At 71.9% G+C, this 25,568-nt stretch carries 22 protein-coding genes and 1 pseudogene; 13 read left to right on the forward strand and 10 right to left on the reverse strand.

Annotated elements, in window-relative coordinates:
* Nucleotides 1-152: 152 nt before the first annotated feature.
* The 5 genes from ACZ6I3_RS37655 to ACZ6I3_RS37675 form a co-directional block, all read right to left on the reverse strand.
* Nucleotides 153-1,256, reverse strand: coding sequence for a GNAT family N-acetyltransferase (locus ACZ6I3_RS37655; RefSeq protein WP_469420843.1), 1,104 nt, complete (start codon nt 1,254-1,256; stop codon nt 153-155).
* 97 nt (nt 1,257-1,353) lie between these two features.
* Nucleotides 1,354-1,740, reverse strand: coding sequence for a hypothetical protein (locus tag ACZ6I3_RS37660; protein WP_469420844.1), 387 nt, complete (start codon nt 1,738-1,740; stop codon nt 1,354-1,356).
* Nucleotides 1,741-1,884: 144 nt separating this feature from the next.
* Nucleotides 1,885-2,571, reverse strand: coding sequence for a hypothetical protein (locus ACZ6I3_RS37665; protein ID WP_469420845.1), 687 nt, complete (start codon nt 2,569-2,571; stop codon nt 1,885-1,887).
* A 92-nt stretch (nt 2,572-2,663) separates the two neighbouring features.
* Nucleotides 2,664-3,722, reverse strand: a complete 1,059-nt coding sequence (locus tag ACZ6I3_RS37670) for an LLM class flavin-dependent oxidoreductase (protein WP_469420846.1) — start codon at nt 3,720-3,722, stop codon at nt 2,664-2,666.
* Nucleotides 3,722-4,228, reverse strand: coding sequence for an SRPBCC family protein (locus ACZ6I3_RS37675; protein ID WP_469420847.1), 507 nt, complete (start codon nt 4,226-4,228; stop codon nt 3,722-3,724). The genes ACZ6I3_RS37670 and ACZ6I3_RS37675 overlap by 1 nt, the downstream gene beginning before the upstream one ends.
* A gap of 324 nt (nt 4,229-4,552) precedes the next feature.
* Between ACZ6I3_RS37675 and ACZ6I3_RS37680 the strand changes: the two genes are divergently transcribed.
* Nucleotides 4,553-5,905 (forward strand): diacylglycerol/lipid kinase family protein, encoded by a 1,353-nt coding sequence (locus ACZ6I3_RS37680; RefSeq protein WP_469420848.1) that lies wholly within the window; start codon nt 4,553-4,555, stop codon nt 5,903-5,905.
* Nucleotides 5,906-5,972: 67 nt separating this feature from the next.
* Here the strand turns inward: ACZ6I3_RS37680 and ACZ6I3_RS37685 are convergent, their stop codons facing one another.
* Nucleotides 5,973-6,299, reverse strand: a complete 327-nt coding sequence (locus tag ACZ6I3_RS37685; protein ID WP_469420849.1) for an antibiotic biosynthesis monooxygenase family protein — start codon at nt 6,297-6,299, stop codon at nt 5,973-5,975.
* 115 nt (nt 6,300-6,414) lie between these two features.
* Here ACZ6I3_RS37685 and ACZ6I3_RS37690 point away from each other — a divergent pair, with 115 nt between their 5' ends.
* Nucleotides 6,415-7,371 (forward strand): TIGR01777 family oxidoreductase, encoded by a 957-nt coding sequence (locus ACZ6I3_RS37690; protein ID WP_469420850.1) that lies wholly within the window; start codon nt 6,415-6,417, stop codon nt 7,369-7,371.
* A 24-nt stretch (nt 7,372-7,395) separates the two neighbouring features.
* Here ACZ6I3_RS37690 and ACZ6I3_RS37695 read toward each other — a convergent pair whose 3' ends face one another.
* Complete coding sequence (locus tag ACZ6I3_RS37695; protein WP_193482844.1) at nt 7,396-7,542, reverse strand: hypothetical protein; 147 nt, start codon at nt 7,540-7,542, stop codon at nt 7,396-7,398.
* A gap of 139 nt (nt 7,543-7,681) precedes the next feature.
* Here ACZ6I3_RS37695 and ACZ6I3_RS37700 point away from each other — a divergent pair, with 139 nt between their 5' ends.
* The 5 genes from ACZ6I3_RS37700 (at nt 7,682) to ACZ6I3_RS37720 (ending at nt 12,290) form a co-directional block, all read left to right on the forward strand.
* Nucleotides 7,682-8,110: a hypothetical protein gene (locus tag ACZ6I3_RS37700; RefSeq protein WP_469420851.1), complete on the forward strand. Its 429-nt coding sequence runs from the start codon at nt 7,682-7,684 to the stop codon at nt 8,108-8,110.
* Nucleotides 8,111-8,402: 292 nt separating this feature from the next.
* Nucleotides 8,403-10,043, forward strand: a complete 1,641-nt coding sequence (pgm, locus tag ACZ6I3_RS37705; RefSeq protein ID WP_469420852.1) for a phosphoglucomutase (alpha-D-glucose-1,6-bisphosphate-dependent) — start codon at nt 8,403-8,405, stop codon at nt 10,041-10,043.
* Nucleotides 10,044-10,170: 127 nt separating this feature from the next.
* Nucleotides 10,171-10,461 carry a zinc-ribbon domain-containing protein gene (locus ACZ6I3_RS37710; RefSeq protein WP_469420853.1) on the forward strand — a complete coding sequence of 97 codons (291 nt, stop codon included), beginning with the start codon at nt 10,171-10,173 and terminating at the stop codon, nt 10,459-10,461.
* A gap of 125 nt (nt 10,462-10,586) precedes the next feature.
* Nucleotides 10,587-11,063, forward strand: a complete 477-nt coding sequence (locus tag ACZ6I3_RS37715; RefSeq protein ID WP_469420854.1) for an SRPBCC family protein — start codon at nt 10,587-10,589, stop codon at nt 11,061-11,063.
* 219 nt (nt 11,064-11,282) lie between these two features.
* A complete protein-coding gene (locus ACZ6I3_RS37720; RefSeq protein ID WP_469420855.1) occupies nt 11,283-12,290 on the forward strand; it encodes a trypsin-like serine peptidase in 1,008 nt (335 codons plus the stop codon).
* A 79-nt stretch (nt 12,291-12,369) separates the two neighbouring features.
* Here the strand turns inward: ACZ6I3_RS37720 and ACZ6I3_RS37725 are convergent.
* Nucleotides 12,370-12,571: pseudogene (locus ACZ6I3_RS37725) on the reverse strand (hypothetical protein); the annotation flags it as partial.
* 502 nt (nt 12,572-13,073) lie between these two features.
* Nucleotides 13,074-13,328 carry an EF-hand domain-containing protein gene (locus ACZ6I3_RS37730; protein WP_469420856.1) on the reverse strand — a complete coding sequence of 85 codons (255 nt, stop codon included), beginning with the start codon at nt 13,326-13,328 and terminating at the stop codon, nt 13,074-13,076.
* A gap of 323 nt (nt 13,329-13,651) precedes the next feature.
* Between ACZ6I3_RS37730 and ACZ6I3_RS37735 the strand changes: the two genes are divergently transcribed.
* On the forward strand, nt 13,652-14,893 hold the full coding sequence (locus ACZ6I3_RS37735) for a glycosyltransferase (RefSeq protein ID WP_469420857.1): 1,242 nt from the start codon (nt 13,652-13,654) through the stop codon (nt 14,891-14,893).
* A gap of 21 nt (nt 14,894-14,914) precedes the next feature.
* On the opposite strand, the gene ACZ6I3_RS37740 is transcribed toward ACZ6I3_RS37735, so the two are convergent.
* Nucleotides 14,915-15,946, reverse strand: coding sequence for a LacI family DNA-binding transcriptional regulator (locus ACZ6I3_RS37740; RefSeq protein ID WP_469420858.1), 1,032 nt, complete (start codon nt 15,944-15,946; stop codon nt 14,915-14,917).
* A gap of 267 nt (nt 15,947-16,213) precedes the next feature.
* On the opposite strand from ACZ6I3_RS37740, the gene ACZ6I3_RS37745 reads away from it, so the two are divergent.
* From ACZ6I3_RS37745 to ACZ6I3_RS37765, 5 genes are all read left to right on the forward strand, one after another.
* A complete protein-coding gene (locus ACZ6I3_RS37745) occupies nt 16,214-17,536 on the forward strand; it encodes an ABC transporter substrate-binding protein (RefSeq protein WP_469420859.1) in 1,323 nt (440 codons plus the stop codon).
* A 51-nt stretch (nt 17,537-17,587) separates the two neighbouring features.
* Complete coding sequence (locus ACZ6I3_RS37750; RefSeq protein WP_469420860.1) at nt 17,588-18,541, forward strand: carbohydrate ABC transporter permease; 954 nt, start codon at nt 17,588-17,590, stop codon at nt 18,539-18,541.
* A 31-nt stretch (nt 18,542-18,572) separates the two neighbouring features.
* Nucleotides 18,573-19,394, forward strand: a complete 822-nt coding sequence (locus tag ACZ6I3_RS37755) for a carbohydrate ABC transporter permease (protein WP_468198258.1) — start codon at nt 18,573-18,575, stop codon at nt 19,392-19,394.
* Nucleotides 19,395-19,461: 67 nt separating this feature from the next.
* A complete protein-coding gene (locus ACZ6I3_RS37760; protein WP_469420861.1) occupies nt 19,462-21,396 on the forward strand; it encodes a glycoside hydrolase family 127 protein in 1,935 nt (644 codons plus the stop codon).
* Nucleotides 21,351-25,568, forward strand: a complete 4,218-nt coding sequence (locus tag ACZ6I3_RS37765) for an Ig-like domain-containing protein (RefSeq protein WP_469420862.1) — start codon at nt 21,351-21,353, stop codon at nt 25,566-25,568. Before ACZ6I3_RS37760 ends, ACZ6I3_RS37765 begins: the two co-directional genes overlap by 46 nt.

Genomic DNA, 25,568 nt, shown 5'->3' on the forward strand with positions numbered 1-25,568 from the left:
CCCCCCCCCCCCCCCCCCCCCCCCCCCCCCCCCCCCCCCCCCCCCCCCCCCCCCCCCCCCCCCCCCCCCCCCCCCCCCCCCCCCCCCCCCCCGGCTCCGGGCGATCCGCGGGCAGGCGGCAGGGCCTCCGCGCCCACCCGGCGGGACCCTTCTCACCGGCCGCGCACGCGCCCCAGTTCCGCCAGGGTCCGTGCCGCGGCGCCGGCCAGGCGGGGCCGGTTGCGTACGAAGCGGCGCGCGGCCCGGGCGGGCTCCCGGCCCAGCCAGTGGACGGCTCCGCCCGGCACCGGCCGTACCACCGCCCCTTCGTACACCCGCAGGTCACGGGTCTTGAGCGACTCCTTGTAGCGGGCGGGTCCGCTCCCCAGGTCGACCGTCCCGACACCGTCGGCCGCCGCGGCCTCCAGCATCTTGAGCTGCAGCACGAGACCGGGGGAGTACTTGGCGTAGGCGCGGTCGTACGCCGGGAACCACCAGGACAGCACCGTGCGCGAGCGCAGGCCGAAGTGCGCGGCCACGGGCCGGTCCGCGGCGTAGAGCACGGACAGCACGCCACGGCACTCCGGTTCCTCGCTCTCCCCGAGCAGCGTCACCAGCCGGGTGATCCACTCCTGCGCGAACCGGTCGCGCCGGCCGGTCCGCCGGTACTGCGCCGACTTCCACTCCATCAGCGCCCGCAGAGCGTCCGGGTCCCGGGCGTCGTACACGAACCGCACCTCGCCGACCTGCCGGGCCAGCTTGCGCTCCTTGGCCAGGGTCTGTCTGAGGAAGCCCGGCGACTTCGCCCGCAGCCGCTTCGCGTACAGCTCGAAGCCCTCACCGATGTCTACGACCGGGGAGGCGAGTTCCTCGGCCGCGTGCGGCACGAACAGCCCCTGGCCGGCTTCGAGGTTGTCGAACTCCCAGGACGACAGCGCGCAGGACCGCAGCAACCCGCGGGCGTCGAGCCGGATCCCGGGCCGCAGCACGGCCCCCTGACTGTCGGACACCCCGAGCCCGATGGCCCGGCCCTGCCCCAGGGGTCCCCTCTCGTACGGGAAGAACCCGACCGGGGAGCCGTCGTCGAGCAGTACCGCCACTCTCGCTCCCGGCCTGACCTGTCCCACCGCGGTGGTGAACGCCGGGTCGAGAAAGGGATTCGCGGGGGCCGCGGACTCCGTCCGTATCTCCCGCCACATCTTCTGGTCGTTCGGGCCCAGTTCGTCCGGCCGCAGAACGAGAACGCGCTTTCCAGGCAACTCTGCCTCCTGTGTCATCGGCATGGGGACACCCGAAGGCCTGTACATCGCCGCGAATCGGCACCAGGCAGTACTCAGGCCGCACGGCGCAGGCCCCTGTCGGTACTGCCGTCACTCAGCAGCGGAACGTCTGCAGCTCCACGGTGTTCGGGGCGGAACCGGCCGTCCCCGTACACCGGCTCGTCCCCGCCGCCCGGAGGTACGTACCGCCCCGGTCCGCCACGGTCGTCCCGGTCACCACCACGCTCGCCCCGGCCGCGCCCGCGGCCCTCGGTGTCCGTGCCGCCAGGCACCGGAGCGACGGCTCCGCCTCGCACGGACAGGGCTCCCCGGCTCCTTCGGCCTCAGGTGTCGATGCCGCACCGGCCGCCCGCACCTCCACGGCTGCCGTGACCGCGGTCCCCGCCGTGCGCTCGCCCTGCGCGGGCCCCGGGGCGACGAGGTGCAGCAACAGCAGGCAGGCCACCAGGCCCACCACCGCTGCCCATCGTCGCCGCACCATCAGACCCCCCGACACGGCCGCTGCGCCTACCAGTAGGCCGAGCGCATCTCGCCCGCGTCAAGCCCTTGTGGGCCGATTCGCCCCGGTCGGCCAGTTGCTGCCGAAATCCAACGGAAAGCGCTGCCGCCCTCCTCGCCGGACGGGTCAGCCGCTGCCGCCGGGCAGGCTCAGCACCTCGCCCGCCTTCGGCGCCCGGATACCGAGGGGCTCGTCGAAGGCGCTGAACGCGGTGGTGGTGTGCTGTGCACCGTTCTTGTAGACCGTCTTGAGCAGGTAGGGCTCGCCTTCCTCGGCCACGTAGAAGGTGTACGTCCCTTCCTTGTCCGCCTTGTCGGTCACGATCAGCTCGACGGCCTTCGTGCCCCCGACCCGGGTGGAGCCGCCCTTCCTCGCCGTGCCGAACGAGTCGAAGGGCCGTTCGCAGGAGGTGAGGCCGTTGCCCGAAGCGGCCGGGTCCACCGGCGTCTTCACCCACATGCTCTGCTCGCCCGTGACACCCGGGTTCTTCTTCCACTTCTGCAGGTAGGCCCGGTTCGGCCGGACGAAGTCGGTCCGGCCCAGACGGATCTGTTCCAGGGCGGCGCCTCCGGGCATCTCGGTCTTCGACCTGCACCGGCTGTCCAGGTCGGTCTCCAGATGGCTGGTGACGGTGCCTCTGGTGGTGCGGTTGGTGATGTCGACGGTGACGGAGTCCAGCTTTCGCATCGTCGCGTTGGCCTCGTCGAGGAGGTCGCCCGCGGACTTGTCCTCGCCGGTGCCGCCGGAGCCGCACCCCGCGAGGACCGCGCCCGCCAGCAGGCACGCGAGCGCGGTCGTCGTCACGGTAGCCATGGCCCGCACGGAGCCCCCCAGATGTTCGTGTCGGCCGATGATCAGCACGGGAGCCTACCGGTCCGCCGGTGCGCGCGGCGGACAGGCTGGGTTCATGCTCCGGTACCGGTCTCCCGGACCAACTCGATCGCCCGGCCAAGGGTGTCGAGCCGGTCGTCCAGGCTCTCCCCGGCCGGATAGAGACGGACCGTGTCCACGCCGGCGTCCCGCCAGACCCGCAGCCGTCGCCGCACCATCTCCTCGGTGCCGATGAGCGTGGTGGCCAGCACCATCTCGTCGGTGACGAGACCCGCCGCGCCGTCCCGGTCGCCCGCCTGCCAGCGCTCCCGCACCTCCGCGGCGACCTCGGCCCAGCCCTGACGGCCGTAGGCCCGGTTGTAGAAGTTGGTCGACGCGGAACCCATGCCGCCCAGGCTGAAGGCGAGTTCCTTCCTCCGGTCCGCGATCATGGCGCCGAGCGCCTCCTCGTCCCGGGCGAACGCGACCTCGGCGCCCTGGCAGACGTCGAACCCGGCGCGTCCGCGCCCGGCTGCGGCCAGCCCCTCGTCCAGCGGAGCGAAGTAGGCGTCCGCCGCGCCCTCCGGTACGAAGCTGGTGCCGAGCCAGCCGTCCGCGACCTGGCCGGTCAGCCGCAGCATCGCGGGCGACAGCGCGGCCAGGTAGACGGGGACGGGGTGCTCGGCCCGCATCGACAGGCGCATCGGCACCGCTTCCCCGCCGGGCAGCGGAATCCTGAACTCGGAGCCCGAATGGGAGATCTTGCCGCCCGCGACCACCTGCCGCACGATCTCCACCGTCTCGCGCGTCCGGGCCAGAGGGCGGGCGAACGGCACGCCGTGCAGGCCCTCCATCACCTGCGGTCCGGACGGACCCAGACCCAGCAGAAAGCGCCCGCCGGACAGGTTGGACAAGGTGATCGCCGCCTGGGCGAGGGCCACCGGCGTGCGCGTCCCGACCTGCATGACCGCGGAGCCCAGCAGCATCCGCTCCGTACGGGCCGCGTAGAAGCCCAGGGCGGACGGGGCGTCCGACCCCCACGCCTCGGCCACCCAGCAGACGTCGAGCCCCAGCTTCTCCGCCTCGACGACGAAGTCGGCCTGCCGTGACCAGGAACCGAGGGCCGCCGCCTCGACGGTCGTCGCCGTGCGCATCACGCCTCCGCCCGCTGCCTGATGTGCTCCAGCGTGGCGGTCATGCCTCGTTCGAACTCCCGCAACCTCACGAACACGATCTTCTGCTCCTTCTCCGGCATGGCGTCGATCGCGAAGGAGAGGCCGGAACGCCCCGGCCCCATCCGCATCCACTGCGACAGCTCGGTCCCGCCGTCCCCGGGTCGCAGCCCGAACCGCCAGACGGCACTGGGCTCGGCCGGATCGCCGACCGCCCAGGCGAACACCCGTTCCGGGTCGCATGCGACGACCGTGGAGGTCGTCTCCCACTCACCGAGCGACTCGTGCCTGCTCCGGCCGGTGAAGCGCGCCCCGACGGCCGGCCCGGCGGCTCCGTCGACCCACCCCGCCCACTGCAACTCCTCGCTCAGCTCCGGCATCCGCGTCACATCCGACACCAGCGCCCACACCCTCCCCGGCGGAGCGGCGACCCACGTCGTCACCTCCACCGTCGGCCCGTCCGCGTACCGCGCGCCCGTCCACTCCATCGCGTGCCGGCCTCCTCCTCGACAGGGGCTGTGAGCATCAGAGTTGCGTAATGAGACTCACGAGGTCAAGGGAGCGTGGGTGTCCGGTTCCCCAACGGGCGGTGAAGGTGAGCACCGGCGTGCCCCGGTGCGCGGATCCCCGCTCGCAGGGCCGCGTACGCTACCGATGGCTGCACCCCGGGGGATCTTCACGTCTGACGTGCCCGCCGGTGGGGAGTCATCAGGGACGGCAGTGGCCGAGCCGATCCGTCGGCGGGCACCATGACGCACGGCCGGGCGTGGCAGCGAGGGGCGCCCGAGCCGGTCTTCGAGCGGAGGAACGAGATGGGATCGGCGATGGGCGAGCGGGATCACCGCCGGCAGAGATGGGCGGCCAGGGGAGCCCTGGCCGCGGTCGCGCTGGCCGCGTTGCTGCCCCTCGTCTCCGGCGGCCTGAAAGGACTGCTGCTGCTCCTGGCCGGCCTGGCGGGACTTGCCCTGACCGCGGCGGCCCTCTGGTGGGTCCTGTCCCGCCGCGGACCGGCACGCATGGCGGCGGCCGTGCTGGCCGTCGTCGCCCCCGTCGGCGTCATCATCCTCTTCGCGGCCGCGAATCTGATCTGGGTGGTCTTCGCCTCGCTGCTGCTGTGGTGTCTCGCGGTCTGGAGCGGCCGCTACGCCCTGCGCAGCACGGGCCTGCGGCCGGTACGGGTCAAGGAGTACCGCACACCGCCGCCGCAGCGCCCCTTCCTCCTGCTCAACCCGCGCTCCGGCGGCGGCAAGGTCGAGAAGTTCTCCCTGAAGGAGAAGGCCGAGGAGCTGGGTGCCCAGGTCGTCCTGCTCGACCCGGACCACCACCAGGACGTCACCGCCCTGGCCAAGGCCGCCGTGGCCGACGGCGCCGACCTCCTGGGTGTCGCGGGCGGCGACGGCACGCAGGCGATGGTCGCCGCCGTCGCGGCGGAACACGGCCTTCCGTTCCTCGTCATCTCGGCCGGCACGCGCAACCACTTCGCCATGGACCTGGGCCTGGACCGGGACGACCCGTCCACCTGTCTCGACGCCCTCACGGACGGGGTCGAACTCCGCGTCGACCTCGGCTTCGCCGACGACCGTCCCTTCGTCAACAACGCGTCGTTCGGGGTCTACGGGGCCGTCGTCCAGAGCCCCGGCTATCGCGACGACAAGGTGGGCGCCGCGCTGGAGCGGCTGCCCGAGCTGCTCACCCGGCAGAGCGGCCCACGTCTGACGGCCAGCGCCGACGGCACCACCATCGCCGACCCGCAGGCCGTCCTGGTCAGTAACAACGCCTACCGCATGGACGACCCGTTCGGCTTCGGCCGGCGCGAGCGGCTCAACTCCGGGAAGCTGGGTGTGCTCGCGGTCCGCGTGGACAGCGCCGTGGAAGCGGCCGAACTCCTGCTGTCCCCGCGCCCGGAAGGCCTCACCGTGCTCACCGCCCAGCATGTGGTCGTCCACTCCGACGAACCGCATCTCGAAGTCGGCCTCGACGGCGAGGCGCTCACCCTGCCCGCCCCCGTCCACTGCCGCATCGCACGCCGGGCCCTGCGCGTCCGGGTGCCCCGCGACCGCCCCGGAGTCCCCGAGGCGCCGCCGCGCCTGGACTGGCGCCGGCTCCGCAAACTGGCGGCCGCGGTCGGCCGTACCGCCGCGCCCACGCGCTCCCGGCGCCCCTGAGCCTGAATGTGCGAGGTCCCCCATGCCTGAAGCGGCATGGGGGACCTCGCGCGTGTGCTCAAGCGGGCTACGCGCTCTTCGGCCCCGCCTGCTGCACGACCTCGAAGGACCACAGGGTGGAGTCGCTCGCGGCGGGCCTGGGCCGCTCGCCGCCCTCGCCGCCGCCCTGGTGCGCGGCCTTCATCGGCCCCTCCATCCAGGCCTGGAACGACGCCTCGTCACGCCACCGCGTGTAGACGAGGTAGGTGTCGGTGCCCTCCACCGGGCGGAGGAGCTCGAACCACTCGAACCCGTCGGAGCTCTCCACGGTGTGCGCGCGGGAGGCGAACCGCTTCTCCAGCGTCTCCCGCTGCTCGGCGGGCACGGTCAGCACATTGATCTTGACTACGCTCATGGCCCCATCTTGCCCGATGGCACGTCCGCGCCGACCGGGACCTGTGCCCTCGGATGTTTTGAACGCGTTCAAATATGGGCTAGGGTCGATCCCACACGTCGAGGGGGAGACCTTCATGAAGATCGTGATACCCGGCGGGACCGGACAGGTCGGCACGGTCCTCAAGCGCGCGCTGAGCGCGGCCGGACATGACGTCGTGGTGCTGAGCAGGCGCCCCGCCCGCCCGGGCGAAGTGCACTGGGACGGTGCGACCCCGGGGCCGTGGACGGAGGAGATCGACGGCAGCGACGTCGTCGTCAACCTGGCCGGCCGGAGCGTCAGCTGCCGCTACACCCCGGCCAACCTCCGCGACATGATGGACTCGCGGGTCGACTCCGCCCGGGTCGTGGGCGAGGCCATCGCCAAAGCCGCCCGGCCGCCCCGGGTCTGGCTCCAGATGAGCACCGCGACCGTCTACGCCCACCGCTTCGACGCGCCCAACGACGAGGCCACCGGCGTGATCGGCGGCGCCGAATCCGACACCCCCGGCTACTGGTCCTACAGCGTCGACATCGCCAAGGCCTGGGAGCGGGAGCAGGAGGCGGCCGACACGCCGGACACCCGGAAGGTGGCCCTGCGCGCCGCCATGGTGATGAGCCCGGACCGCGGCGGAGTCTTCGACGTCCTGCTGCGCCTGGCCCGGCTCGGCCTCGGCGGCCCGGTCGCCGGCGGCGCGCAGTACGTGTCCTGGATCCACGACCGGGACTTCGTCCGGGCGGTGGAGTTCCTCGTGGCCCGCGACGACATCGCGGGCCCGGTCAATCTCGCTGCTCCCACGCCCCTGCCGCAGCGCGCCTTCATGCGCGCCCTTCGTGCCGCCTGGGGAGTGCCCGTGGGTCTGCCCGCGACGCGCTGGATGGCCGAGGCCGGCGCCTTCGTGCTGCGTTCGGACACCGAACTGCTGCTGAAGAGCCGACGCGTCGTCCCCGGCCGTCTGCTCGAAGCGGGCTTCGGTTTCGACCACCCCGGCTGGCCGGAGGCCGCGGACGACCTCGTACGGCGGCTGCGGGTCCGGGGCGATCGGCCGGAGTGAGCCGGTGTCAGCTCTGCCACTCGGTCAGCGGCGGCCGCGGAGCTTGCCCAGCAGGCGCTGTGCCTGGGCCCGCTTGCGGGGGTCGGCTGCGGCCCGCCGCGCCTGCTCGACGGCCCGTCGCCCCTGCGGACTCCGGGCGAACTGCTTGATGCGATCCAGGATGTTGGCCATGAGGCACCTTCGCTCGTGTTCTGACGTGCTGATTGTCTGTAGCCCGCCTACCCCTCCGACGAGGTGCTCAGCCCTCACCCGGCCGGATGGTGCGCGACCGAACGTGTTTGGCGACGGAGTCAGAGGCAAGTCGGTGTCCATGACTGAACAGAACAAGCGCACGAATCAGAAGCCGACCACCATCCGGACGACGGAGTCCAAGGCGCGCAGCGCGGCGGACAAGGCGACCGCCCCGACGTCCCAGGCCGCCAAGCGCGCGGCGGCCAAGGCCGATGACGCGGGGTCAGCGGTCAAGGCCGGCGCCGAGCGCTCCGCCGAGGCCACGACGGCGGCCATGCAGACCGCTGCCAAGGGCGTCGAGGCCGGCCGCCAGGCGGTCGTCACGGCCTCGGGCCATGTCGCGGCCACGGCGAAGACGGCCTGGACGGTCATCGCCCACCGCAAGCTCGTCGCCGCGGGCGTCGGAGCCGGCCTGACCGCCCTGAGCGCCGCGTCCTACGCGGTGGGACGCCGCTCGGAACGCGGCACGCACGGCCCCGTCACCCGGTTCACCGGCGGACGGATCTGACCACGGCACGGCGTTCGACGTGACGGCCACGAGGAGGGCAGGCGGCGCGGCGCGCATCACCGGACTTCCCGGTGGTCCGCAGCGCCGCCTCCTTGTGGTCCCGGGCGCGCCTCGGCACCCGAAGGCACCGCCTCCGCGTGCTCCATAGCAACTCCCGCCGCCCGAGGTGCCTCCTTCTCGTGGCTTGGCGCACATCCGGCCCTCGTAGTGGTGTCCCCCTCGCGCGGCACCGCCGTGACGAGGAAGGATGAGACCGCAAGCGAAGGATCAACCCATGCGGAGGAGCGGGCCCATGCAGCACGAGCGAGCGGGCGATCCGGCCGGTTTCGAGGATCTCGTCGATGTGGCCCGGCTGGTGACCGCGTACTACGCGCTCCACCCCGACCTGGACGACCCGGGGCAGCGCGTCACCTTCGGGACCTCCGGACACCGCGGATCGTCCCTGGCGAGCGCGTTCAACGACGACCACATCGCCGCCACCAGCCAGGCCATCTGCGAGTACCGAGCCGGCCAGGGCATCGACGGCCCCCTCTTCCTGGGCGCCGACACCCACGCACTGTCGGAGCCCGCGCGCGTCACCGCCCTGGAGGTGTTCGCCGCCAACGAGGTGACGGTGCTGATCGACGACGCCGACGGCTACACGCCGACCCCGGCCGTCTCGCACGCCATCCTCGCCCACAACCGCGGCCGCACCACGGGGCTCGCGGACGGCGTCGTGGTCACGCCCTCCCACAACCCGCCCGCCGACGGAGGGTTCAAGTACAACCCGCCCAGCGGCGGCCCCGCCGCCTCCGACGCCACCTCCTGGATCCAGGACCGGGCCAACGAGATCATCCGGGGCGGTCTGAAGGACGTACGGCGCATCCCCTACGCCCGGGCCCTCGCCGCCCCCACCACCGGCCGCTACGACTTCCTGGGCACCTATGTCGCCGACCTGCCCGGCGTGCTCGACCTGGACGCGATCCGGGCGGCCGGGGTGCGGATCGGGGCGGACCCCCTGGGCGGGGCGTCCGTCGCCTACTGGGGCCGCATCGCCGAACAGCACGGCATCGACCTCACCGTCGTCAACCCGCACACCGACCCCACCTGGCGGTTCATGACGCTGGACTGGGACGGCAAGATCCGCATGGACTGCTCGTCGCCGTACGCGATGGCCTCGCTCATCGAGCGGCGCGACCGCTTCGACATCTCCACCGGCAACGACGCCGACGCCGACCGGCACGGCATCGTCACCCCGGACGCGGGCCTGATGAACCCCAACCACTACCTGGCCGTCGCCATCTCCTACCTGTACGCCCACCGCGACCGCTGGCCGGCCGCCACCGGCATCGGCAAGACCCTGGTGTCCTCCGCCATGATCGACCGTGTCGCCGCTGACCTGGGCCGCGAACTGGTCGAGGTGCCCGTCGGGTTCAAGTGGTTCGTGGACGGACTGGCCGGCGGCACCATCGGCTTCGGCGGGGAGGAGTCGGCCGGGGCCTCCTTCCTGCGCCGGGACGGCTCCGTGTGGACCACCGACAAGGACGGCATCATCCTGGCGCTGCTCGCCTCCGAGATCACGGCGGTCACCGGCAGGACACCGTCGGAGCACTACGCCACGCTGGCCGCCCGCTTCGGCGAGCCCGCGTACGCCCGCATCGACGCTCCGGCGTCCCGCGAGGAGAAGGCCCTCCTCGGCAAGCTCTCCCCGGCCCAGGTCAGCGCGGACACCCTGGCCGGAGACGCGGTCACCGCCGTCCTCACCGAGGCTCCGGGTAACGGTGCCCCCATCGGCGGCATCAAGGTGACCACGGACAACGCCTGGTTCGCGGCCCGCCCCTCGGGCACCGAGGACGTCTACAAGATCTACGCCGAGTCCTTCCTCGGCCCCGACCACCTCGGCCGGGTCCAGGAGGAGGCCAAGAGCGTGGTGCTCACGGCACTGAAGGGCTGAGCACCGACAGGACCGCACACGGCCCGGGCCACGACGACGTGGCCCGGGCCGTCCGGGCTGCCGGCTCGTCGTGGCGGACCGCGATACAGGACACTGAAGGCAGATCCGATCCGGGAAGGACCGTCACGTGATCATCTTTGGCACCAAGGGGTACCTCTACCAGCTGGCGATACTGACGCTGGTCTGCGGGCAGTGCGGCAACCCCGCCGCGCACACGCTCAGGAAGCGCGTCACGAAGTTCACGCTGTTCTTCGTGCCGCTGTTCCCGATCTCGACGAAGTACCTCACGCAGTGCACCTTCTGCGGCGCGGAACAGAAGGTGACCAAGGAACAGGCGGAGCAGCTGCAGACCCAGAGCGCGGGCGGCCAGGACGGTCAGCCGTACGGGCAGCCGGAGCAGCGGCAGCACCGCTTCTAGGCACCGAAGGCACAGATCTGTGTGGCAACCCCAAGATCTCGGGTACCCGCCCCGCCACGGGCCCGGACCGTGAAGCGGGCCGATGGGCCTCCTGCAGTCGACCGGTGAAACGGAGGCATACCGAGATGAGCACCATCAGGGAAACCGTGGAAGTCGACGTTCCCGTCCACACCGCGTACAACCAGTGGACGCAGTTCGAGGAGTTCCCGAACTTCATGGAGGGCGTCGAGGAGGTCAGGCAACTGGACGACCGCCACAACCACTGGACCACCAAGATCAGCGGAGTGCGGCGCGAGTTCGACACCGAGATCGTCGACCAGCTCGCCGACGAGCGCGTCACATGGCGCACGACCAGCGGAGACGTCGATCAGAGGGGCTCTGTCCGCTTCGAGCGCGTCGACGACACCCACACCAGGGTCGAGCTGGTGATGGACATCGAGCCCAGCGGAGCCGCGGAGAAGGCGGCGGACATGACGGGCACGATCGACCGCCGGGTCAAGGGCGACATGAAGCGCTTCAAGCAGTACATCGAGGAGCGCGGAGCCGAGTCCGGCGCCTGGCGCGGGCGCATCCAGCCCGGCGGCACCGGTCCCGCCCTCTGACCTGAACGCTCGCACCGGACCCGGCCTCCCTCGTGGAGGCCGGGTCCTTCTTCGTCCGCGCACGCGGAGAGAAGGTGATGATCCGGCCACGTTATGACATGCACCTGTCTATTTCGGTCTCCTGGTGGCACGCTGCCCTCTGACTGTCCGCAGTGACACCCCTGCCTGACCGGGCGGACGGTTCCCCGCCGCCCGGCCCCCGCAGCAGAAGGAGACCGCGTGATAGGCAGACCCCGCAGCCTTCGATCGTCCGGCGGCACCACCCGCGTTCGCCACACCGTCCTCGGCGCGCTCGCCGGCGTCGCCGCGCTCCTGGCGACCGGTGTCACCGCCGCACCGGCGAGCGCCGCACCCGAACCGGGAGTCATGGCACCCTCGGCGCGGGAACGCGCCCTCGACTTCTGGACCCCGCAGCGGATGCGCGCGGCCACCCCGCTCGACGTCCTGTCCGTCGACCGCTCCGACGTACGGGCCTCCGCACCGCGCAAGGGCGGGGCGACCGTCGTGGCACCCAGCGCACCCGTCTCCGACGTGGGCCCCATGGCGATCCCGCACGGCGGCGGCCCCTGGTCCGGCGGGGGAGCGGTGGCCAAGACCGCGGGGCGGGTGTTCTTCACCTACCAGGGGCGGACCGCCTCCTGCTCCGGCAACGCCGTCACCAGCGCCAACAAGAGCACCGTCCTCACCGCCGGGCACTGCGTGAAGATGCAGGGAGCCTGGCACACCAACTGGGTGTTCGTGCCCGGCTACCACGACGGACAGCGCCCGTACGGCACCTGGGCCGCGTCCAGGACCCTGTCCACGCCGCAGTGGACGGCCAGTGAGGACATCAACTACGACATCGGCGCCGCCGTCGTGGCCCCGCTGGACGGGAAGCGGCTGACCGACGTCGTCGGCGGCCAGGGGCTGGCCTTCAACACCGGCTACAACAAGCCCATGTACTCCTTCGGCTTCCCGGCCGCCGCTCCGTACGACGGCGAGAAGTTCGTCTACTGCAGCGGAACCACCTTCCGGGACTTCCTGCTCTCCAGCGACCACGGTCTGACCTGCAACATGACCGGAGGCTCCAGCGGAGGCCCGTGGTTCACCCAGTTCGACGAGGCCACCGGGACCGGCCTGCAGTCCTCGGTGAACAGCTTCAAGTACAACTTCCTGCCGAACGCCATGTACGGCCCGTACTTCGGCGCGGACGCGCAGAACCTGTACCAGAGCGCCCAGTCGTCCTGAGCCGTCGTACCAGCCGGGAGCCGGGTCCTCCGCCCCACGCGGTCGAGGACCCGGCTCCCGCGCGCGACGCGCCGGGTCGGCCCCGGGCCACCGCGAGCCGCTCTCCCGCCTCGTAGATCATGTACGGAACACCGCCGTCGGTGCCGAAGGAAGGCGCCCGGGCACGCCCGTTCTCCGGCGCCGCGCCGCGCGAGTTGCAGCAGGTGCGGGCCGCCGACGTTGACCGCACCGACGTCACTGTGCCGGATCAGCGGCGTGGTGGCGTACGACGCCGTCCATGTCGACGATCCGTACCGGCCGGAGTTCCTTCCGCAGACGGCGGTGCGTCCGGGTGCCGTAGACGGTGTGGGCGGAGGTGCCCGCCAGGACGTGGACCGCGGCGGGGTCGGCCCTGAGAGACCGACCGGATCGTGCCAGGCGCCTCGCTGGAGCGGATCCTCGCCGTCCGCGCCGAGGCGGAGCGGGCGGTCGTCGCCCAGGGCGTCGCCGCCGAGGGCGTCGAGGTCGAGGTCACCGTCGACCACAGACCAGCACCGTGCGCGCGGTCGCGACCTGGCCGCGGCGGCACGGAGCCGTTCGGTGTCGTCGGCACGGTGGGCCCGGTCCTGGGTGCGCAGTTCGCTGGCACCGCCTCGCACGGGCGACGGCCCGCCCCGGGTGGTGGAGCCCAAGCCCGGCACCGACACAAGGCCCACGCCGTCCGGCAGCTGACGCCCTTGGCCGGCCGCGGCACGTGGCGGCGGTCCCGGGGGTCCGTTCCGCAGGTGCCGCGAAATGTGGCTGTCAGCTCCAGCCGAACCGGCGGTCCACCACCGCCGCGAACTCATCGAGGGTCAGTACCGCGTCCCCGTTCTGGTCGGCGGTGTCGAACAGCGCGGAAGAAGCGTCGACGTCCTGCACCCCCCAGAACGGCAGCACGCCAGAGGCGGCCAGGGACGGTCCGTTCGTCCGCAGGGCGACGATCACCTCCACGCGGGTGAGAACCCCGTCATGGTCGAGGTCGAGCGCCTCGAACAGTCTGCGGGCCTTGTCACTCATCCTCGTCCCCTCACCTGTCGGGAAGACCGGTGGATCCATCCCGCTCACTGAGGAGGACGCCCCGCATGGCGACCGGGTTGCCCCATCGGGAGCCCCGAATCCACCGCGCAGACACGACCAGCGAACGCGGGGCAACCTTCGCCCGGCTCGCCGGCCTTCCTCCTCGAAGCGCTGAGCAACGGCCCACGGGCCCCACAGGCCCCACGGGCCTGAAGCGCCGCAGCCCATCCACTCCACGCACCACCCACACCACACCGGCGATTCTCGGACCCCTGCCCCCGTACACCGTGTGTCGTCCGCCCCGCCGGGCCACACTGGGACCCATGCGGCTGGTGATCATGACGGCGGGATCGCGCGGCGACGTCGCGCCGTACACCGGGTTGGGCGCGAGGCTGGCGCGGAGCGGGCACGAGGTCACGCTCGTCACCCACGGACTGTTCGAGCCGCTGACGGCCGGCTCCGGAGTGCGTTTCCATCCGACCCCGGTCGACCCGCACGCCGAGTTGCACTCCGAGCGCGGCCGCGGCCTGCACGCCAGTACGACAGGGCTCGGCAAACTGCTGCGCGTCGTCTCGATGGCCCGGTCGGCGGCCGAGGAGATGACCGACGACCTCGTCCGGGCGGCCCGGGGCGCCGACGCCGTGCTGGCCGCCGGTGCCGTGGCACCGCTGGGCCGCGCCATCGCAGAGGGGCTGACCCTGCCCAGCCTCGGACTGTTCCTCCAACCCCAGCACCCGACAAGGGAGTTCGGGGCACCCATGCTCGGCGGACGCTCGCTCGGCGCCGTGGGCAACCACCTGGGCGGAGTGGCCGTCACCACCGCCGTCGACCAGGTCTTCACCCGGGCCGTGCGCCGACTGCGCACCCGGCACGGCATGACGCTGCCCGGCCTCGCCGCGATCCGCCGGGCCCATGAGCGGGCGAGGTGGCCGGTGCTCCACGGCTTCAGCGAGGCGGTGGTGTCCCGCCCGCGGGACTGGCGGCCCGGGCTGGAGATCGCCGGGTACTGGTGGCCGTACGACACCCGGACCCTGCCCCCGGAACTGGAGGAGTTCCTCGCCGCCGGGCCCGCCCCCGTCTTCGTAGGACTGGGCAGCGCCACCGTGCCGGACCCGGAGCGCCTGAGCGGCGAGATCGTGCGCGCCCTGCGCGCGGCCGGACTGCGCGGCATCATCCAGCAGGGGTGGGCGGGCCTGGCCGCCCGCACCGACGACATGATCACGGTCGGCGACGTGCCGCACGCGCAACTGTTTCCCCGTACGGCCGCCGTCGTCCACCACGCCGGAGCCGGCACCACCGCGGCCGTCCTGCGCGCGGGTGTCCCGACCGTGCCGGTGCCGGTGCAGTTCGACGCCGGATTCTGGGCGGCCCGTCTCGTCGCGCTGGGCACCGCGCCCTGCGCCGTCCCGCTGCGCCGCCTTACCGCCGACGCGCTCGCCCCCGCCCTGCGCCGGGCCGTGGGCGACCCGGCCCATCGCGGCCGCGCCCAGGAGGTCGCACGCCGCCTGGCCGAGGAGGACGGTGCGGCACCGGTCCTGGCGGCACTCGACCGACTCGCGTCGTGAGCGGCGACCGGGCGCGGCGGCCTACGACAGCGGCACCGTCGATCCCCTGATCACCACCCGGCAGGGCAGGGTCTCGACACCGGAGCGGCGCGTGCCGCCGGAGATCGCCGTGAACAGGGCGTGCGCGGCGGCGCGCCCGACCTGTTCGAGGTTCATGTCGACACTGGTCAGCGGCGGCCGGGACGCGGACGTCAGGACCCGCCAGTTGTCGAATCCCATGACCGCCACGTCCTCCGGCACCCGCCGGCCGCGCTCGCGCAGGACGTCGATGACGCCCCGGGCGATCTGGTCGCTGCCGCACAGCACGGCGTCCACCTCCGGGTGCTGGTCGAGCAGCATCGCGGTGGCCGCACGCCCCCAGCCCTCCGACCACGCCCCGAAGCGAGGCTCGCCCACCAGGGCCAGTCCGGCGCCGTCGAGCGCGCCCCGGGCACCCTCGGCCCGCTCCTGCGCGGCGGCGTATCCGGGGTCGCCGGTGATGTGCGCGATCCGGGTACGGCCGCAGGCGAGCAGATGCTCCACGGCGATCCGGCCCGCGCCGACGCTGTCCGGGACGATGGACAGATCCTCCGGATTCTCCGACGGCGCGTACGCGTACACCACGGGGACCGGCAACTCCCGTCCCAGGGACGGACGTGGGTCGGTCCGGCTGCCGACCACGATGAGACCGTCGACCCTGCGGCCCAGCAGCGCGCGGACATGGTGCTGCTCGCGGATCGCGTCCCCGCGGGCATCGCACAGGAACACCGCGACCTCGCCCGCTCCGAACGCGTCCTCGGCGCCCATGAGTATCGGGATGCTGAACCGGCCCTCCAGGTCGCTGGTCAGCAGCCCCACGGTGCCCGTCCGTCCGGCCAGCAGCCCCCGGGCCACCTGGTTGGGGCGGAACGCGAGGCGTTCGGCCGCCTCGATCACGCGTGTTCTGGTCTCCGCCCGCACCTGGCTGCGGCCGTTGAGGGCCTTGGACGCCGTCGCGATCGACACGCCCGCCAGCCGGGCGACATCGCTGAGAGTGGCGGGCTGCGAACGCGAGGGGCCGGTGGCCTGTGCCATGGGTCATCTCCTGTCTCGCGTCGCCTGCCGACGCCGTCGAGGGCACCCCGAACAGTACGCGGAAATTTTCGGTCCCGCCCTGCTCCGGGTTTTCGAGTTCAGCTCAGTAACCGCTTCACGCAAGGGGATTGACGGGTGGTGGGATGCGTCCTTAGCGTCTCAGAAAGCCTTTTCGGCCCGTTTCCGCCACTCAGTTCAGTGCCACCACATCATTGTCCCGACCGGCAGGCCCGCGCACGGCCCGCCGCGACACAAGGGGAATCGACCATGGGGAGCACGGGGAGCACGGCCGGACCGCGTGGACACAGACGCCGCCTCGTCACAGGTGCCATCACCCTGCTCGCCACCGCGAGCCTGGTCACCGCATGCGGCTCGGACAACGACGGCACCGGCGGGGGAGGGGACAAGGCGGCGGCCGCCGGCGGCGTCGACGACGGCACCAAGCTGACGATGTGGACGCGCGCGGCGACCCGGCCCCAGAGCGAGGCCCTGGTCGAGGCGTACAACGCGAGCCACCAGAACAAGATCGACCTGACCGTCGTCCCCACCGACGACTACCAGGCCAAGGTCGGCGCGGCGGCCGGCTCCCGCGACCTGCCCGACCTGTTCGCCTCCGACGTGGTGTTCGTGCCCAACTACACCTCCAGCGGCCTCTTCGCCGACCTCACCGACCGCGTCGACGCCCTGCCCTTCGCCGAGCACCTGGCCCAGTCGCACATCAAGGCCGGCACGTACGAGGACAAGAAGTACGTCGTCCCGCACACCCTCGACCTGTCGGTGCTCTTCTACAACAAGGAGCTCTACCGCAAGGCGAAGCTCGACCCCGAGAAGCCGCCCGCCACCCTGGGCGACTGGGACCGGCAGGCCCGGGCCGTGGACGCGCTCGGCGGCGGTGTCGACGGCACCTTCTTCGGCGGCAACTGCGGCGGCTGCGGCGTCTTCACCTGGTGGCCGTCCGTCTGGGCCGCGGGCGAGGACGTCCTGAACAAGGAGGGCACCGAGGCGAATCTCGCCTCCGACACCGCGAAGAAGGTCTACGACACCTATCGCGGCTGGGTGCGCGACGACATCGTGGCGCCCGGCGCCCGCGAGGAGACCGGCACGACCTGGACCGGGATCTTCCCGAAGGGCAAGGTCGGCGTGATGCCCATGCCGTCGACCACGCTCGGGCTGATGCCCAAGGAGCTGGACCTCGGCGTCGCGCCCATCCCAGGACCCGACGGCGGCAAGTCCACCTTCGTCGGCGGCGACGCCATCGGCATCTCCGCCACCAGCGAGTCGGCCGACCAGGCCTGGAACTTCCTCGCCTGGTCCCTGGGCGACAAGGCGCAGGTCGACGTGGTCGCCGCGCACAAGGACGTGGTGGCCCGCACCGACCTCGCGTCCAACAAGCACTCCAAGGCCGACCCGCGCCTGGTCACCATCAACGAACTCGTCGCCGAGGGCCGCACCCCGTACGCCATGAAGTTCGGGCAGACCTTCAACGACCCCAACGGGCCCTGGCTGGAGCTGATGCGCCACGCCGTCTTCGGCGACGGCAAGACGGTCGAGAAGGACAACGACGCCGTCACCGCCTCACTGGCCGACTGAACCGACCTCCCGATGTCCGACGGCTGAGACGTTCTACGGCTAAGGAGAGCCATGCCGGTGAAAGTGGCCGACCGGGCGACGGCCGCGCACATGACCTCGCCGCAGCCGCGGGGCGGCACACCCCCGCCCCGCTGGCGCTCGCGCACGGCCAAGGGCCTGGCCTACGCGGCCCCCACGGCGGTGTTCGTCGCGGTCTTCTTCCTGCTGCCCCTGCTGCTGGTCGGTCAGATGTCGCTCAGCGACTGGCCGCTGCTCGGGGGAGACCGGGGTGTCAACGCGCCCGAGAACTACACCGACATCACCGACAGCACCCTGTTCTGGCCCGCGATCCGCTTCACCCTCCTCTACACCGTGATCGTCACGGTCGTCCTGCTCGCCCTGGCACTGCTCCTGGCCCTGCTGGTGCAGGAGTCCCGCCCGGGCGCGGGGTTCTTCCGCACGGTCTACTTCCTGCCCGGCGCCCTCGGGCTGGCGTCCGCGTCCCTGCTGTTCTGGGGCCTGTACAGCCCGACCACCGGACCGCTCAGCCGCATCCTCGAAGGCCTCGGCCTTGTCGACGACCCGGTGTCCTTCCTCGGCTCACCCACGTCGGCCCTGTGGTCGACGGTGTTCCTGATCGTCTGGAAGTTCGCCGGCTTCTACATGCTGATCCTGCTCGTGGGCCTGCAGCGCATCCCGCACGAGGTGTACGAGGCGGCGCGGATGGACGGCGCGAGCCGCGCCCAGATCTTCCGCTCCATCACCCTGCCGCTGCTGCGCCCCTCCCTCGCCCTGTGCCTCCTGCTGTGCGTGACCGGCTCCCTGCTCGCCTTCGACCAGTTCTTCATCCTCACCAAGGGCGGCCCGGACAACAGCACGGTCACCGTCGTCCAGCTGATCTACCGGGAGGCGTTCCAGCGGCTGAACCTCGGTACCGCGGCGGCCCTTTCGATCCTCGTGCTGGCCGCGCTGCTCCTGCTGAACGCCCTGCAGTTCCGGGGCCTGCGCCGCGCCGACGAGTCATGACACCCGCCGCCTGATGAGAAGGGACACCACGGTGCTCACCCGCGCCCTGGGCCGGACGCCCCACTACGTCGTGGCCGGCTCTCTGGCCGTCATCTTCCTCTTCCCGCTGCTGTGGAACGCCTGGGCGTCGGTGAGCGGCCAGCCGGGCACCGCCCAGCAGTCCGGCTACGGCCTCGGCAACTACCGGACGCTGCTCGACTACGACGCGGGCCTGTGGCGGTACCTGCTCAACAGCACGGTCGTCTCGGCACTGACCGTCGCCCTGACCCTGGGGGTGTCCCTGCTGGGCGGCTACGCCTTCGCCCGCTTCGACTTCCCCGGCAAGAACCTGCTGTTCCTGCTGACCCTGGCCATCCTCATGGTCCCCTACGCCACCCTCCTCATCCCGCTCTACGTCCTGCTGGGCCGCCTCCATCTGCAGAACTCGCTGATCGGGCTGAGCCTCGTCCTGGCCATGTTCCAACTGCCGTTCGCCACCTTCATGATGCGCATCTCCTTCGAGGCGGTGCCCCGCGAACTGGAGGAGTCGGCCCTCGTCGACGGCTGCGGAACGGCGGGCGCGCTGCGCCGTGTGCTCCTGCCCGCGGTGCGGCCGGGGCTGATCACCGTGGGACTCTTCGCGTTCCTCGCCGCCTGGAACGACTTCATCGCACCCCTGATCCTCATCTCCGACAGCGAGAAGGCACCGTTGCCCCTGGCCGTCGCCAACCTGCGGCAGCAGAGCATGGGCGCCGTCGACTACGGCGCCACCGAGGCGGGCGTGGTGGTCCTGGCCGTGCCCTGCCTGCTGCTCTTCCTGCTGCTGCAACGGCACTACATCAGAGGCTTCATGTCCGGCGCCCTCAAGGGCTGAGCCCGCACAGAGCCGCTTCGACGGACACGACGGACCACCGGAAGGACGTGGACGAAGGCATGGACTGGTGAGGGAGAACACGGCACGCCCGCTCGTGCTGCCGGTGGCGCCGACCCGGGGCCGGCTGCGCCCGCTCGGCCTGGACGAGGTCCGGATCACCGGCGGCTTCTGGGCCCGGCGCCGCCACACCAACGCGACCGCGACGCTCGGCCACTGCCGCGACTGGATGGAACGCGAGGGCTGGACCGGCAACTTCCGGGCCGCCGCCGAGGGACGAATCCACCGGGACCGGCGGGGCCGGGAGTTCGCCGACTCCGAGATCTACAAGCTTCTGGAGGCCATGTCCTGGGAGGGTGCTTCGCACGAAGGAGATGTCGCCGCGCTCACCGACGTCATCGCCCCCGCCCAGCACCCGGACGGCTACCTGAACACCGCCTTCGGCAGCCCCGGACAGCAGCCGCGCTACAGCGACCTCGAATGGGGCCACGAACTCTACTGTCACGGGTTCCTCATCCAGGCGGGTGTGGCGCAGGCCCGCGCCCGGGGCGAGGGCGAGCTGACGAAGATCGCCCGGCGGGCCGCCGATCACCTCTGCACCGCCTTCGGACGGGGCGGCAACCAGGGCATCTGCGGACACCCGGAGATCGAGACGGCCCTGGTGGAACTGGCCAGGCTGACCGGGGAACAGCGCTACCTCGACCAGGCAGCCCTCTTCGTCGACCGCCGCGGACACCGCACCCTCGCCGACGTCGAGTTCGGCCGCGCCTACTTCCAGGACGACATGCCCGTGCGGGACGCCACCGTGCTGCGCGGACACGCCGTACGTGCCCTCTACCTCGCGGCCGGTGCTGTCGACGTCGCCGTGGAGACCGGGGACGACGCCCTGCTCGCCGCCGTCGTACGGCAGTGGGAGGCGACGGTCGCCCGGCGGACCTATCTGACCGGCGGGATGGGCTCGCACCACCGCGACGAGGCCTTCGGCGACGACTTCGTGCTGCCGCCGGACCGCGCCTACTCGGAGACCTGCGCCGGTGTCGCCTCGGTGATGCTCGCCTGGCGGCTGCTGCTGGCCACCGGCGAGCCGCGCTTCGCGGACCTGGCCGAGCGGACCCTGTTCAACGTGGTCGCGGCCTCCCCGTCCGAGGACGGCCGGTCCTTCTTCTACGCCAACACCCTGCACCGCCGTCACCGGGGCACCGCGGCCCCCGCGGACCGCGTCAGCCCGCGCGCCGACTCGGGCCTGCGCGCCCCCTGGTTCGCGGTGTCGTGCTGCCCGACCAACGTGGCGCGCACGCTCGCCCAACTGCCGGCGTACGTGGCCACGGCGGACGACGACGGCCTGCAACTGCACCAGTACGCCGACGCGGAACTCGCCACCGCCCTGGGCGACGGGCAGGGCGTGGCGCTGCGGGTCCGTACCGACTACCCGTCCGGCGGGACCGTGGCCGTACGGATCAGCCGCTCCCCGGCCCGCCCCTGGACCCTGTCCCTGCGCGTCCCCGCCTGGACGGCGGGGGAGACGGCCTGGCTGGTCGGCCCGGACGGGAGTCGCCGTAGGGTCGCCCCCGGCACGGCGCAGGTGACCCGGGTCTTCCTGCCCGGCGACGAGATACGCCTCGAACTGCCCGTCGTCCCGCGCTGGATCCGGTCCGACCCCCGCATCGACGCGACACGCGGCACGGTCGCCGTCCAGCGCGGACCCCTCGTGTACTGCGCCGAATCCACCGACCTGCCGGACGGACACGATGTTGACGCGCTCCGCGTGGACCCGTCCGCCGCACCGGAGGACGGGCCCGGCGACACCGTCCTCGCCCCCGGTGAAATCGCCGAACCGCAGAACACCGCCTGGCCCTACCGGCCGGTCGACGAGGCCACCGCGCCCGCGCCCGGCCCCGAGGCCATCACCCTCGTCCCCTACCACTCCTGGGCGAACCGCGGCCCCTCGACCATGCGCGTGTGGCTGCCGACGACCCCGCCCCCGACCACGCCGACCGAGAGGTAGCGGTGCCCGCACAGCGAAGACGACACCGCCGCGGCATCCTGGCCGGGGCGCTGGCCCTGGGCCTGCTGGCCCCGCTCGCCGCCACCACCGAGGCCGTGGCGGACAACTCGGCGATCGGCTACCCGGTCTACTCCGGATCCGACCACCCCGTCCCCACGCTCCCGGCAGGCTTCAGCGTCCACCGCACCCTGCGCGCCCAGTACGAGGCCGACCGCAGGGCCGGGGACGGCACCGACTTCTGGATGGACCGCATGCTGGCCCGCAAGGGCGAGGACCCGGCCGGGGACTGGCTGTTCACCCGGGGACGCGCCGTGTTCATGAAGGAACACACACCGTCCCAGCTGGGCTTCGGCGGCAAGGTCGCCTACTGGGAGAGCATCGACAACCGGTCCGCGTACACGATCACCCTGAACGTCGACGGCGAGAACCTCACCCTGCGGGAGAACACCGGCGCCCGCACCCAGACCCCCAGCCACTGGCGCAGCGAGTTCACCCACGAGGCCACCGGCCTGAAGGTGACACAGACCAAGTTCATCACCGAAGCGAACGCCGCCGTCACGAACCTGGCCCTCACCAACTCCGGCCCCGAGCGCCGTGAGGTCCGGCTGCGCGCCACCTCCCCGTACACGACGACCGCCGAGGGCCGTGAGCTCACCGGCGCCGTGCCCGCGAAGAACAACCTCACGACCGTCTTCCCCCGCCTCAGCGGTGACGGCTTCACCGTCGAGGGCGAGTCGCTGACCCGCTCGCTGACCCTGCCGGCGGGCCGCACCCTCACCACCAAGGTCCAACTCGGCTTCGTCACGGAGGAGATCACCGACTCCCGCCCCGAGTACGACTCCGTGCGCGCCGCGTCCCCGGCCACCGCCTTCCGCCGGCATGTACAGACGTACAACCGCTGGTGGGCCGAGAACCTGCCCTACCTCGACGTACCCGACGACAACATCGAGAAGACGCTGTACTACCGCTGGTGGCTGCTGCGCTACAACTACCTCGACGCCGACATCCCGGGCAGCGACTACCAGTTCCCCACCTCCATGGAGGGCGTGCTCGGCTACAACAACGCCATCGCCCTCACGGTCGGCATGTTCGTCGACGACCTCAAGTACCTGCGCGACCCGAGCTACTCGTACGGCCCGTGGGTGTCGGCCGGTGAGGTCTCGAAGAACGGCAAGTACACCGACAACCCGGGCGACCCGGAGAACTGGTCCAACGGCTACACCCAGTACATCTCCGAGGCGGCCTGGCGCTCCTACCAGGTGCACGGCGGCCCCGACGGCATCGTGCGCAACCTCGCCCGGTACGCCGAGAAGGACGTCCGCGGCCAGCTCGAGAACTACGACGAGGACGGCAACGGGCTGATCGAGTACGACTGGGGCGCGATGACCGGCAACGACGCCGACGCGGTGTCCTTCGACTGGAAGTCCGGCAACCTGGACCGCGCCGAATCCGCCTACGTCTACAGCAACGCGACGGCGGCCGCCCGCGCCTACGACCTGCTCGGCGAGAAGGCGAAGGCCGACGAGATGCGCGGGACGGCGAACCGGGTCAAGAAGGCGGTCCTCGACCACCTCTGGGACCCGAAGGACAAGCTGCTCAAGCATCGGCACGTCGCCAGCGACACCCTGGTGCCCTGGAAGGAGATCAACAACTACTACCCGTACAGCGTGGGCCTGATGCCCACACCGGAAGAGGACCCGCAGTACCTGGAGGCGCTGCGGCTGTGGGCGGACTCGAAGCAGTACCCCGTCTTCCCGTTCTTCACGGCCAACCAGGCCGACAAGGCGGAAGCGGCGGAGCAGGGCCACCCCGGGAGCAACAACTTCTCGGTCATCAACTCCACCGTCACCTTCCGCTTCCTCTCCTCGGTACTGCGGAAGTACCCCAGCAAGTACATCGACCGCACCTGGTACAAGAAGCTGCTGTCCTGGAACGCCTGGGCCCACTACATCGACGGCGACAACCGGTACCCCGACCAGAACGAGTTCTGGTCCGACGGCCGGGCCGATCCGCAGAAGATCGGCTACCGCTCCTGGATCCACCACACCATCCTCGGCACCACCAACTGGACCGTCATCGAGGACGCGATGGGGTTCAGGCCGCGCGACGACCGGAAGATCGAGCTGTGGCCGATCGACGTCGACTGGCCGCACTTCGCGGTCACCGACATCAACTACCGGGGCACGGACGCGGCCGTCCTGTGGGACGAACCCGGCGACGGGAAACGCCCGTACGGCAAGCGGGTCCCGGAGGGGTACTCGCTCTACCTCGACGGGAAACTCGCCTTCACCGCCGACCGCCTCACCCACCTCGTCTACGACCCCACGAACCGCAAGGTCACCTTCCCCGACGGCGGCGGAGCCAGGGCGAGGACCACCGGCCTGCGCACACAGGTCGCAGCGCCGCGGGACGTCACCCACGGCCCGAAGGAGCGCGTCACCGACCTGTTCGCCAAAGCCGGCCGGGACCTCACGGGCACGGCCGGGAACAACCTCGCCGACGGTGCCACCGCCCGCGCCTCCCACGAGGCCGAGGGCCGGGGCGTCGCCGGTGCCGTCGACGGCTTCACCGTCAACGAGCCCTCCTGGGGCGCCCGCGGCTCGGGCAACACCGAGGACTGGTACGAGATCGACTTCGGCCGCAGCCACACGGTCGACGACGTCCGGCTCCACTTCTCCAGTGACAAACGGCCCGGTGGATACGCCGAACCGGCCCTCTACACCGTGCAGTACCAGGACCGGGCCGGCCGGTGGAAGGACGTGGCCCGGCCCGCCAAGTCACCGGCCCACCCGCGCGCCAACCTCAACCGGGTGCGCTTCCAGGAGGTGACCACGGCCAAGCTGCGCGTGCTCATGCGCCACCGTGACGGCCACACCAGCGGCCTGAAGGAGATCCAGGCCTACGACACCGACGCCCGCCCGCCGACGTCCCGCAACCGGCCTCCCTACGTCGAGGCCTGGCCGGACCCGACGTACACCCGGCCCGGTCAGGTCAGGCTCACCGGCATCACCGAGGACGACGGACTGCCGAACAGGGAACTCTCCGCCTCCTGGAAGACGGCCGGCGGCCCCGACGGCGGCACCGTCATCTTCGACGACTCCCGTGCCCCCACCACCGTCGCCCGCTTCACCAAGGCAGGCACCTACACACTCGAACTCACCGCTACGGACGGCGCGTTGACGTCATCGAAACGGGTCGTCGTGAAGGTCGAGGAGCTCGGTGACGGCCGGGTGAACCTGGCACCGTCCGCGACCCCGACCGCGTCCTACACCTCCGGCTGGGAGTCGGTGGCCGCGATCAACGACGGCCGCGAACCGGCCTCGTCGTCCGACGCCCCGCGCTGGGGCAGCTGGCCCCGGAAGGACACCCAGTGGATCCAGTACAGCTGGGACGACCCGGTCCGAGTGGACGGCTCCGACCTGTACTTCTTCCGCGACGCGCAGCCGGGCGCCGCCGACGGCGTGGGCGTGCCCGCCTCCTGGGTCATCGAGTACCGAGACGGCGACACGTGGCGCGAGGTCCCCGCCCCCAGCGGCTACGGCACCGCCGAGAACCGCTACAACCGGACGACGTTCACGCCGGTCACCACCACCGCGCTGCGGGCGAGGCTCACCGGCCACCCGAATCTGGCCCTCGGCGTCCAGGAGTGGAAGGTCTACGCCGAGGCACCGGAGTCGGTGCGCGAGACCCACATCCCCACCCTCCGCGGCACCGTCCCCGACCTGCCCGAGCAGGTCACGCTCGTCTACCCCGACGGCTCCACGGCCCGCTCACCCGTGGCCTGGCCGGCCCTGACCGAGGACCAGGTCGCCGAGGGCGGCACCAGCGTCACGGTCACCGGCCTCGCCGACCGCACCGCCCAGCCGGTCACCGCCACCGTGTGGGTACGTCACACCGACGCGGTCGAGATCACCAGCGTCGCGGAGGAACGCGTCACCACCCGCCCCGGCAGGCCTCCCGCGCTCCCCGCCACGGTGGTCGCCACCTACAACGACGGCTCCAGGGACAGCCGGACACAGGTCACCTGGGACCCGGTGGATCCGGACCAGTACGCCGGACCCGGGACCTTCGAGGTCAGGGGGACCGTGCCGGACACCTCGCACCGCGCCACGGCCACGATCACCGTGACACCCCCGCGCGATCCGGGTGGGACATCTCCCGCCCGCCGATGA

The sequence above is a fragment of the Streptomyces sp. NPDC041940 genome (assembly GCF_055589465.1).

What these genes read in the sequence shown, in the direction of transcription:
- ACZ6I3_RS37745 (WP_469420859.1), top strand. Translation starts at nt 16,214, where the DNA reads ATGGGGAGCACGGGGAGCACGGCCGGACCGCGTGGACACAGACGCCGC.
- ACZ6I3_RS37680 (WP_469420848.1), top strand. Translation starts at nt 4,553, where the DNA reads ATGGGATCGGCGATGGGCGAGCGGGATCACCGCCGGCAGAGATGGGCG.
- ACZ6I3_RS37730 (WP_469420856.1), bottom strand. Translation starts at nt 13,328, where the DNA reads ATGAGTGACAAGGCCCGCAGACTGTTCGAGGCGCTCGACCTCGACCAT.
- ACZ6I3_RS37665 (WP_469420845.1), bottom strand. Translation starts at nt 2,571, where the DNA reads ATGGCTACCGTGACGACGACCGCGCTCGCGTGCCTGCTGGCGGGCGCG.
- ACZ6I3_RS37715 (WP_469420854.1), top strand. Translation starts at nt 10,587, where the DNA reads ATGAGCACCATCAGGGAAACCGTGGAAGTCGACGTTCCCGTCCACACC.
- ACZ6I3_RS37690 (WP_469420850.1), top strand. Translation starts at nt 6,415, where the DNA reads ATGAAGATCGTGATACCCGGCGGGACCGGACAGGTCGGCACGGTCCTC.
- ACZ6I3_RS37740 (WP_469420858.1), bottom strand. Translation starts at nt 15,946, where the DNA reads ATGGCACAGGCCACCGGCCCCTCGCGTTCGCAGCCCGCCACTCTCAGC.
- ACZ6I3_RS37685 (WP_469420849.1), bottom strand. Translation starts at nt 6,299, where the DNA reads ATGAGCGTAGTCAAGATCAATGTGCTGACCGTGCCCGCCGAGCAGCGG.
- ACZ6I3_RS37655 (WP_469420843.1), bottom strand. Translation starts at nt 1,256, where the DNA reads ATGACACAGGAGGCAGAGTTGCCTGGAAAGCGCGTTCTCGTTCTGCGG.
- ACZ6I3_RS37700 (WP_469420851.1), top strand. Translation starts at nt 7,682, where the DNA reads ATGACTGAACAGAACAAGCGCACGAATCAGAAGCCGACCACCATCCGG.
- ACZ6I3_RS37670 (WP_469420846.1), bottom strand. Translation starts at nt 3,722, where the DNA reads ATGCGCACGGCGACGACCGTCGAGGCGGCGGCCCTCGGTTCCTGGTCA.
- ACZ6I3_RS37750 (WP_469420860.1), top strand. Translation starts at nt 17,588, where the DNA reads ATGCCGGTGAAAGTGGCCGACCGGGCGACGGCCGCGCACATGACCTCG.
- ACZ6I3_RS37735 (WP_469420857.1), top strand. Translation starts at nt 13,652, where the DNA reads ATGCGGCTGGTGATCATGACGGCGGGATCGCGCGGCGACGTCGCGCCG.
- pgm (WP_469420852.1), top strand. Translation starts at nt 8,403, where the DNA reads ATGCAGCACGAGCGAGCGGGCGATCCGGCCGGTTTCGAGGATCTCGTC.
- ACZ6I3_RS37675 (WP_469420847.1), bottom strand. Translation starts at nt 4,228, where the DNA reads ATGGAGTGGACGGGCGCGCGGTACGCGGACGGGCCGACGGTGGAGGTG.
- ACZ6I3_RS37695 (WP_193482844.1), bottom strand. Translation starts at nt 7,542, where the DNA reads ATGGCCAACATCCTGGATCGCATCAAGCAGTTCGCCCGGAGTCCGCAG.
- ACZ6I3_RS37660 (WP_469420844.1), bottom strand. Translation starts at nt 1,740, where the DNA reads ATGGTGCGGCGACGATGGGCAGCGGTGGTGGGCCTGGTGGCCTGCCTG.